Origin of the sequence: Streptomyces ochraceiscleroticus, from assembly GCF_000720485.1 — a bacterium.
Classification (GTDB): domain Bacteria; phylum Actinomycetota; class Actinomycetes; order Streptomycetales; family Streptomycetaceae; genus Streptomyces; species Streptomyces ochraceiscleroticus.
In genome coordinates, this window is sequence record NZ_JOAX01000056.1 from 1 (window position 1) to 9,263 (window position 9,263).

A 9,263-nucleotide genomic window follows, 5' to 3' on the forward strand; every position below is an offset into this window, starting at 1 on the left:
CTGGGCGGACTGGCCATGGGCATGACCCGCGAGCAGGTCCGCGAGCGCTACCAGCAGATCGTCGACTTCTCCGGCATCAACGAGAAGGGCGACTTCATCAGCCTGCCGATGCGCACCTACTCCTCCGGCATGGCGGCCCGCCTGCGGTTCTCCATCGCGGCGGCCAAGGACCACGACGTCCTGATGATCGACGAGGCCCTGGCCACCGGTGACCGGAAGTTCCAGAAGCGCTCCGAGGCCCGCATCCGGGAGCTGCGCAAGGAGGCCGGCACGGTCTTCCTGGTCAGCCACAACAACAAGTCCATCCGGGACACCTGCGACCGGGTGCTGTGGCTGGAGTTCGCGGTTCGGACCCCCTCGGACGAGCGTGAGATGTACGGCGTAAGCTGTACGGGTGCGGAACGGCACATGTGGTACAAGTCGGGCAAAATAATCCGACGGCGCCGATGAGCGCCCTGATCGGACGGGCCGTGCGTGCGGCGTGTCCGAAATATGAAGTTTTAGCGTGGCGGTGTAGAACGGGAGACGTGACGGCAATGGCTACGGGATCTCTCCGGCTCCGGAACGCGCCGGGCAGCCTCCGGTGAGCCCGGAGCCTGTCGCGCCCGAGCGCGCCGTCCTGGACAAGGCCGCGCACGAGAACTTCCCCGTCGCGCCGTTCTTCCTGCCCCGCGCCTGGCGTGCCGACCTGATGGCGGTCTACGGATTCGCCCGTCTGGTCGACGACATCGGCGACGGCGACCTCGCGCCGGGCGGCGAGGACGCGGTACTGCTCGGTCTCGACCGTGCGCAGGACGGGGGCACCTCCCGCTCGAGCGCAGCCGAGAGCGGGGGAGACCGGCTCGCGCTGCTGGACGCCCTGGAGGCAGACCTGCGCCGGGTCTACAGCGACCGGGCGCCGGGCCCCCGGCACCCCCTCATGCGCCGCCTCGGCCCGACCGTACGGCGCTGCGGCCTGAGCCCTGAGCCGTTCGAGCGCCTGATCGAGGCCAACCGGCAGGACCAGCGCGTCAGCCGATACGAGAGCTACGCCGACCTGCTGGACTACTGCGAGCTGTCGGCCAACCCCGTGGGCCGGCTGGTTCTGGGCATCACGGGCACGACCACGCCCGAACGGGTCCGCCGTTCGGACGCCATCTGCACGGCCCTGCAGATCGTCGAACACCTTCAGGACGTCTCCGAGGACCTGCGGAGAGACCGCATCTATCTGCCCGCCGAGGACATGAAGCGCTTCGGCGTCACCGAATCCGACCTGGCCGCTCCGACAGGGGGCGCATCGGCGCGCGCACTGTTTGCATTCGAAGCCGAACGCGCCGGTGGCCTTCTGAATGAAGGTGCCCCGCTGGTGGGTAGCGTCCACGGCAGACTCAAGCTGCTGCTCGCCGGTTTCGTCGCCGGCGGACGTGCCGCCCTCCAGGCGGTGGCGGCCGCCGATCACGACGTCCTCCCTGGACCGCCCAAGCCCAGCAAGCTCAGTCTGCTGCGCGCGGTAGGGGCGACACTGCGAAGAGAGGGGTGAGTCGGACCGTGGAAGCAATCGCACACGCGTCCGCGCCGGTGCTCGCTGCGTACCGCTACTGCGAGGCCGTCACCGGGCAGCAGGCGCGTAACTTCGCTTATGGGATCAGACTGCTGCCCGCCGACAAGCGCCAGGCGATGTCGGCGCTGTACGCGTTCTCGCGCCGGGTGGACGACATCGGCGACGGCGCGCTGGCGCCCGCCGAGAAGGAGCAGCGGCTCGCGGACACCCGCGGACTGCTGGCGCGCATCAAGGACGGCCGGGTCGCCGAGGACGACACCGACCCGGTGGCGGTCGCGCTCGCGGACGCCGCACGCCGCTTCCCGCTGCCGCTGGACGCCCTGGACGAGCTGATCGACGGCGTGCTGATGGACGTGCACGGCGAGACGTACGAGACCTGGGACGGCCTCAAGGCGTACTGCCGCTGCGTCGCCGGGGCCATCGGGCGGCTCTCGCTCGGCGTGTTCGGCACCGTGCCCGGCGCGACGGAGGCCGACCGTGCCCCCGAGTACGCCGATACGCTCGGACTCGCTCTGCAGCTCACCAACATCCTCCGGGACGTGCGCGAGGACGCGGCCAACGGCCGTACCTATCTCCCCGCCGAGGACCTGGAGAAGTTCGGCTGCGCCGCGGGCTTCCACGGCTCGGTCCCGCCCTCCGGCGCGGACTTCACCGGGCTCGTCCACTTCGAAGTGCGCCGGGCCCGCGCCCTGTTCGCCGAGGGCTTTCGGCTGCTGCCCATGCTCGACCGGCGCTCCGGCGCCTGCGTCGCCGCGATGGCCGGCATCTACCACCGCCTGCTGCGCCGGATCGCCGACGACCCCGAGGCGGTGCTGCGCGGCCGGGTCTCGCTGCCCGGCCACGAGAAGGCGTTCGTCGCCGTCCGCGGCCTCTCCGGCCTCGACGCCCGCGCGATCGGCCGCCGCCAGTCCGTCAGGAGGCGCGCATGACAGGCGGAGCGAGCCGGGGCGCGGCCGTGCAGGTAGGCGCCGTGACGGGCCGAGCGGGCCGGAGCGCGTCCGTGCAGGTACGCCTCGAGCGGCGGGCAACCCCGTGGCGTGTTGCTGCGTCCATGACAGCGGCATCCCGGGAGGACGTATGACTTCCGCCGACACGCGGCCGGCCACGCACATCACCGCGGGCGCCTCCGGAGACGGGGGCGCCACCGCGGTCGTCGTCGGCGGCGGCCTCGCGGGCACCACCGCGGCCCTCGCGCTCGCCGACGCCGGGCTGCGCGTCACCCTTGTCGAGGGCCGGCCGCGCCTCGGCGGCCTCGCCTTCTCCTTCCGCCGCGACTCCGCGGCCGGCGAGCTGAGCGTGGACAACGGCCAGCACGTCTACCTGCGCTGCTGCACCGCCTACCGGGACTTCCTGGAGCGCGTCGGCGGCGCACACCTGATGCCGATCCAGGACCGGATGGACGTGCCGGTGCTGGACGCCGACCCGGCGCGCGCCGCGGCGGGCATGCGCCTGGGCCGGCTGCGCCGCACCGCCCTGCCCGTACCGCTGCACCTCGCCGCGAGCCTGGCCGGCTACCCGCACCTCTCGCTCGCCGAGCGCGCCTCCGTAGGCCGCGCCGCGCTCGCCCTGAAGGCCCTGGACCCGGCCGACCCCGCGCTGGACCGCATCGACTTCGCGAGCTGGCTCGCCCGGCACGGCCAGTCGCCGCGCGCCGTCGAGGCGCTGTGGGACCTGGTCGGCGTCGCCACGCTGAACGCCCGCGCCGCCGACGCCTCCGCCGGGCTCGCCGCCATGGTCTTCAAGACCGGCCTGCTCTCCGACCCCGGCGCCGCCGACATCGGCTGGTCCCGCGTCCCGCTCGGCGAGGTCCACGACACGCTCGCCCGGACCGCGCTGGAGAAGGCCGGGGTGCGCGTCGAGACCCGTACGCGCGCGAGCGCCCTGACCCGGACCGACGAGCAGCGCTGGCAGGTCACCGTCGAGAACGGGCCGCACAGCCAGGAGCAACTGGCCGCCGACACGGTCGTACTGGCCCTGCCGCAGCGCGAGACGCACGGCCTGCTGCCGCCCGGCGCGCTGGACAGCCCCGAACGGCTGCTGGAGATCGGTACGGCCCCCATCCTCAACGTGCACGTGCTCTACGACCGCAAGGTCCTGCGCCGCCCGTTCTTCGCGGCGCTCGGCTCGCCGCTGCAGTGGGTCTTCGACCGCACGGAGGCGTCCGGGCTGGAGGGCGGCGGGCAGTACCTCGCCGTCTCGCAGTCCGCGGCGCAGGACGAGATCGACCTGCCGGTCGGCGTGCTGCGCGAGCGGTACCTCCCGGAGCTCGCGCGGGTGCTGCCCGCCGCGCGCGGCGCGAAGGTCCGCGACTTCTTCGTCACCCGCGAACGCACCGCGACGTTCGCACCCGCACCGGGCGTCGGCGGGCTGCGCGCCGCCGCCCGCACTCAGTCCGCCGGCCTGTACCTGGCCGGTGCGTGGACCGCCACAGGGTGGCCCGCGACCATGGAAAGCGCTGTTCGCAGCGGCATCAGTGCCGCCCGCGAGGCACTCACCGAACTCGGCTTCCCCCAGGGATCACTGCCCCAGGAGGCGGCATGACAACGAGTACGCGCGCTCGCACGAGCACGAGCACCGGAAACAGAGGAGAAACCGTGAACCCGGCTTCCCCAGTAATCGACACCGAGGGCGTCACCGCACTCCTGGAGCGCGGGCGCAGGCTCGCCACTCCGGAGCTGCGGGCCGCCGTTGACCGGCTCGCGCCTCCCATGGACACCGTAGCCGCGTACCACTTCGGCTGGATCGACGCCGCGGGAGCGCCGTCGGCCGGCGACGGCGGCAAGGCCGTACGCCCCGCGCTCGCGCTGCTCTCGGCCGAGGCCGCGGGCGCCCCGCCCGAGACGGGCATCCCCGGCGCCGTCGCCGTGGAGCTCGTGCACAACTTTTCGCTGCTGCACGACGACCTCATGGACGGCGACGAGCAGCGCCGCCACCGCGACACCGTGTGGAAGGTGCACGGGCCTGCCCAGGCCATCCTGGTCGGCGACGCGCTCTTCGCACTCGCCAACGAGATACTGCTGGAGCTGGGGACCGTGGACGCCGGGCGCGCGGCCCGCCGGCTCACCGTCGCCACCCGCAAGCTGATCGACGGTCAGGCCCAGGACATCTCCTACGAGCACCGGGACCGGGTCACCGTCGCGGAGTGCCTGGAGATGGAGGGCAACAAGACCGGCGCGCTGCTGGCCTGCGCCGTCTCCATCGGTGCGGTCCTCGGCGGCGCGAGCGACCGCACCGCCGACATCCTGGAGAAGTACGGCTACCACCTCGGCCTCGCCTTCCAGGCCGTAGACGATCTGCTCGGCATCTGGGGCGACCCGGAGGCCACCGGCAAGCAGACCTGGTCCGACCTGCGGCAGCGCAAGAAGTCGCTGCCGGTCGTCGCCGCCCTGGACGCGGGCGGCCCGGCATCCGAGAAGCTCGCCCGCATCCTGGCCGACGACGCCAAGAAGAGCGAGACCGAGATCGCCGATTTCACGGAGGCGGAATTCGCCTCCCGCGCAGCCCTTATCGAGGAGGCCGGTGGCCGAGAGTGGACCTCGGAGGAGGCCCGCCGCCAGCACGCCACCGCGATCGCCGCACTCGACGAGATCGACATGCCCGAAGCGGTCCGCGGACAGCTCGTCGCCCTCGCGGACTTCGTCGTCGTACGGAAGAGATGATCACGATTACACCGAACTAGTTCGCAGTCGCCGGCCGGTGCCGGCCGCCCCCGGTACGCCATGCCGGAGGCCCGGCACCGGCCGACGGAAGCCCCATGCATTTGTCTTTGATTACTGCAGAAGGGGAAGCCATGACAGCGACGACCGACGGAAGCACCGGGGCGGCCCTGCCGTCCCGGGCACCCGCGGCCAGCGATGCCACCGCTGAGACCACTGACCGGAGCCCCGCGACCCCGCCCCCGGCGCCCGACGGCCTGACGGGCACGGCGCGGCAGGCGACCGCCCGGGCCACCGAATACCTCCTCTCCCTCCAGGACCCCGCCGGCTGGTGGAAGGGCGACCTCGACACCAATGTGACGATGGACGCCGAGGACCTGATGCTCCGCCAGTTCTTGGGCATCAGCGACCCGAAGACCACCGAGGCCGCCGCCCGCTTCGTACGCGGCGAGCAGCGCGACGACGGCACCTGGGCCAGCTTCTACGGCGGCCCCGGCGAGCTCTCCACGACCATCGAGGGCTATGTGGCCCTCCGCCTGGCCGGCGACCGGCCCGACGAGCCGCACATGGCCAGGTCGTCCGCCTGGATCCGTGCGCAGGGCGGCATCGCGGCGTCCCGCGTCTTCACCCGCATCTGGCTGGCCCTCTTCGGCTGGTGTAAGTGGGAGGACCTGCCGGACCTGCCTCCGGAGCTCATTGCCCTCCCGAAGTGGTTCCCGCTCAATATCTACGACTTCGGCTGCTGGGCCCGGCAGACCATCGTCCCGCTGACGATCGTCTCGGCCCACCGGCCCGTACGCCCCGCGCCGTTCGCCCTCGACGAGCTGCACACCGATCCCCGGAACCCGAACCCGCCGCGGCCGCTCGCCCCCCTCACCACCTGGGACGGCGTCTTCCAGCGCCTGGACAAGGCGCTGCACGCCTACCACAAGGTCACGCCGCGCCGGCTGCGCCGCAGTGCCATGCGCACCGCGGCGCGCTGGATCATCGAGCGGCAGGAGAACGACGGCTGCTGGGGCGGCATCCAGCCCCCGGCGGTCTACTCGGTCATCGCGCTGCACCTGCTGGGCTACGACCTGGACCACCCCGTGCTCCGCGAGGGCCTGGCCTCCCTGGACCGCTTCACCGTCTGGCGCGAGGACGGTCACGGTGCTCCCGTCCGCATGATCGAGGCGTGCCAGTCCCCGGTCTGGGACACCTGCCTCGCCACCATCGCGCTCGCCGACGCGGGACTGCCCCGCGACCACCCGCAGCTCGTCAAGGCCGCCGACTGGATGCTGGACGAGCAGATCGACCGGCCCGGCGACTGGGCCGTGCGCCGGCCGACGCTGCCCTCCGGCGGCTGGGCCTTCGAGTTCGAGAACGACAACTACCCGGACATCGACGACACCGCCGAGGTCGTCCTCGCACTGCGCCGGGTCGAGCACCCGGACCCGCAGCGCGTCGAGGACGCCGTACGCCGCGCCGTGCGCTGGAACCTCGGCATGCAGTCCCGCAACGGGGCCTGGGGCGCCTTCGACGCCGACAACACCAGCCCCTTCCCCGACCGGCTGCCCTTCTGCGACTTCGGCGAGGTCATCGACCCGCCGTCGGCCGACGTCACCGCGCACGTCGTGGAGATGGCGGCGGACGTCGGCGCCACCCACGACCCGCGGATCCGGCGCGGCATCGAATGGCTGCTGGCCGAGCAGGACCCGACCGGCGCGTGGTTCGGCCGCTGGGGCACCAACTACGTCTACGGCACCGGCTCCGTACTGCCCGCGCTCGTCGCGGCCGGCATCCCCGCCTCGCACCCCGCGATCCGCCGCGCGGTCTCCTGGCTGGAGAGCGTGCAGAACGACGACGGCGGCTGGGGCGAGGACCAGCGCTCCTACAAGGACCGCGACTGGATCGGGCGCGGCGCCTCGACCGCCTCGCAGACCGGCTGGGCGCTGATGGCGCTGCTCGCGGCCGGCGAGCGGGACAGCAAGGCCGTGGAACGTGGCGTGCAGTGGCTGGCCGCCACGCAGCGCCCCGACGGCTCCTGGGACGAGCCGTACTTCACCGGCACCGGCTTCCCCTGGGACTTCTCGATCAACTACCACCTCTACCGGCAGGTCTTCCCGCTCACGGCCCTGGGCCGCTATCTGGGCGGCGGTCCGGCCCCAGCGGCCGTGAGGTCCTAGATGACCGACCCGGACGGCCCGTCCCCGGGCACGCCGCCACCGCTGCTGGTCGCCTGCGCGCTCGGCATCGAGCGCTTCGCGCTGCGCGGCGGCCCGGCCGGCACGGTGCTGCGCACGGGCATGGGCCCGCAGGCGGCGGAGCGGGCCATCGGCGCCGCGCTCGGCGCCGGCGCGCCCACCGCGGCCTCGCCCGTCGTCGCCAGCGGCTTCTGTGCCGGGCTCGCGCCGGGCATGCGCCCCGGTGACGTGGTCGTCGCGGACGCCACCCGCGAGCACCAGCCGGACCGCCCCGAGGCCGTCTGCCGCGACAACGCGCCGCTCGTCGCGGCCCTGAAGGAGCGCGGCCTGACCGTGCACTCCGGGCTGCTGCTCGGCAGCGACCACGTCGTGCGCGGCGCCGAGCGGACCGCGCTGCACGCCGCCGGGGCGGTCGCCGTGGACATGGAGTCCGCCGCGACGCTCGGCAGCGCGCTGCGGGCCGGTCCCCGCCCCGTTGCCGCCGTCCGAGTGGTCGTGGACGCTCCAGAGCACGAACTCGTTCGTATTGGCACGATACGCGGGGGAATATCGGCCTTCCGCGTCTTGCGTGCCGTCCTTCCCGTTTTCTTTGAATGGCACCGTTCTTTGCTGCTCCCCAGGAGGTGAGCCAGATGGCCATGCCGCTCCGTCAGACCATCAGGGTCGGGACGTATCTCTTTGAACAGAAAATGCTCCGGCGGCGTGCGAAGTTCCCGCTCATCGTCGAGCTGGAGCCGCTGTACGCGTGCAATCTCGCGTGCGAGGGCTGTGGAAAGATCCAGCACCCGGCCGGGGTGCTGAAGCAGCGGATGCCGGTCGCCCAGGCGGTCGGCGCCGTACTGGAATCCGGCGCCCCGATGGTCTCCATCGCGGGTGGCGAGCCCCTGATGCACCCTCAGATCGACGAGATCGTGCGCCAGCTCGTCGCCAAGAAGAAGTACGTCTTCCTGTGCACCAACGCCATGCTGCTGCGCAAGAAGATGGACAAGTTCACCCCGTCGCCGTACTTCGCCTTCGCGGTGCACATCGACGGGATGCGCGAGCGTCACGACGAGTCCGTGGCCAAGGAAGGCGTCTTCGACGAGGCCGTGGAGGCCATCAAGGAAGCCAAGCGCCGCGGCTTCCGGGTCACCACGAACTCCACCTTCTTCAACACCGACACCCCGCAGACCATCATCGAGGTGCTCAACTTCCTCAACGACGACCTCAAGGTCGACGAGATGATGCTCTCGCCCGCCTACGCCTACGAGAAGGCCCCCGACCAGGAGCACTTCCTTGGCGTCGAGCAGACCAGGGAGCTGTTCAAGAAGGCGTTCGCCGGCGGCAACCGGCGCCGCTGGCGGCTCAACCACAGCCCGCTCTTCCTGGACTTCCTGGAGGGCAAGGCGGACTTCCCCTGCACCGCCTGGGCGATCCCGAACTACTCCCTGTTCGGCTGGCAGCGCCCCTGCTACCTGATGAGCGACGGGTACGTCCCCACGTACCGGGAGCTGATCGAGGAGACCGACTGGGACAAGTACGGCCGCGGCAAGGATCCGCGCTGCGCCAACTGCATGGCGCACTGCGGCTACGAACCGACCGCCGTCCTGGCGACCATGGGCTCCCTGAAGGAGTCGCTGCGCGCCGCCCGCGAGACCGTCGCCGGAAGCCACGGGTGACGTCATGACCATTGGTGAGCCTCCCGGGGGGCCGGGGGTTGTCCCCCGGAAAAGCACAGCGCTGGGGCTCCCCGAGGTCCCGGCCCGGCCCCTGGCCGTCCGGCGCATCTCGCGCCGGATCCAGGTCGGGCCGGTGGCCGTGGGCGGGGACGCGCCCGTCTCCGTGCAGTCGATGACGACGACGCGTACGGCGGACATTGGGGCGACGCTGCAGCAGATCGCGGAG

At 72.1% G+C, this 9,263-nt stretch carries 9 protein-coding genes; all 9 read left to right on the forward strand.

The window, feature by feature from the left end:
* Positions 1 to 450: ABC transporter ATP-binding protein (locus IG84_RS0136920; protein WP_425424084.1), on the forward strand; the 450-nt coding region annotated here is incomplete at its 5' end.
* 133 nt (positions 451 to 583) lie between these two features.
* On the forward strand, positions 584 to 1,519 hold the full coding sequence (hpnC, locus tag IG84_RS0136925) for a squalene synthase HpnC (protein WP_031067721.1): 936 nt from the start codon (positions 584 to 586) through the stop codon (positions 1,517 to 1,519).
* A complete protein-coding gene (gene hpnD, locus IG84_RS0136930; RefSeq protein WP_078649922.1) occupies positions 1,516 to 2,469 on the forward strand; it encodes a presqualene diphosphate synthase HpnD in 954 nt (317 codons plus the stop codon). Before hpnC ends, hpnD begins: the two co-directional genes overlap by 4 nt.
* A gap of 148 nt (positions 2,470 to 2,617) precedes the next feature.
* Positions 2,618 to 4,081, forward strand: a complete 1,464-nt coding sequence (hpnE, locus tag IG84_RS0136935) for a hydroxysqualene dehydroxylase HpnE (protein WP_031067726.1) — start codon at positions 2,618 to 2,620, stop codon at positions 4,079 to 4,081.
* On the forward strand, positions 4,078 to 5,199 hold the full coding sequence (locus tag IG84_RS0136940) for a polyprenyl synthetase family protein (protein WP_078649923.1): 1,122 nt from the start codon (positions 4,078 to 4,080) through the stop codon (positions 5,197 to 5,199). Before hpnE ends, IG84_RS0136940 begins: the two co-directional genes overlap by 4 nt.
* Before the next feature lie 131 nt (positions 5,200 to 5,330).
* Positions 5,331 to 7,361 (forward strand): squalene--hopene cyclase, encoded by a 2,031-nt coding sequence (shc, locus tag IG84_RS0136945; protein ID WP_031067731.1) that lies wholly within the window; start codon positions 5,331 to 5,333, stop codon positions 7,359 to 7,361.
* On the forward strand, positions 7,362 to 8,006 hold the full coding sequence (locus IG84_RS0136950) for a phosphorylase family protein (RefSeq protein ID WP_031067735.1): 645 nt from the start codon (positions 7,362 to 7,364) through the stop codon (positions 8,004 to 8,006).
* A 5-nt stretch (positions 8,007 to 8,011) separates the two neighbouring features.
* The gene (gene hpnH / locus IG84_RS0136955) at positions 8,012 to 9,037 is read left to right on the forward strand and encodes an adenosyl-hopene transferase HpnH (protein ID WP_030253268.1); all 1,026 of its coding nucleotides are present in this window, start codon (positions 8,012 to 8,014) and stop codon (positions 9,035 to 9,037) included.
* A gap of 4 nt (positions 9,038 to 9,041) precedes the next feature.
* Positions 9,042 to 9,263, forward strand: a 222-nt coding sequence (locus tag IG84_RS0136960) for a flavodoxin-dependent (E)-4-hydroxy-3-methylbut-2-enyl-diphosphate synthase (RefSeq protein ID WP_031067738.1), incomplete at its 3' end; no start/stop codon positions are given.

Bases quoted from the DNA above. Each gene is read 5' to 3' on its own strand.
- hpnE (WP_031067726.1), top strand. From the start codon at position 2,618: ATGACTTCCGCCGACACGCGGCCGGCCACGCACATCACCGCGGGCGCC.
- IG84_RS0136940 (WP_078649923.1), top strand. From the start codon at position 4,078: ATGACAACGAGTACGCGCGCTCGCACGAGCACGAGCACCGGAAACAGA.
- shc (WP_031067731.1), top strand. From the start codon at position 5,331: ATGACAGCGACGACCGACGGAAGCACCGGGGCGGCCCTGCCGTCCCGG.
- IG84_RS0136950 (WP_031067735.1), top strand. From the start codon at position 7,362: ATGACCGACCCGGACGGCCCGTCCCCGGGCACGCCGCCACCGCTGCTG.
- hpnH (WP_030253268.1), top strand. From the start codon at position 8,012: ATGGCCATGCCGCTCCGTCAGACCATCAGGGTCGGGACGTATCTCTTT.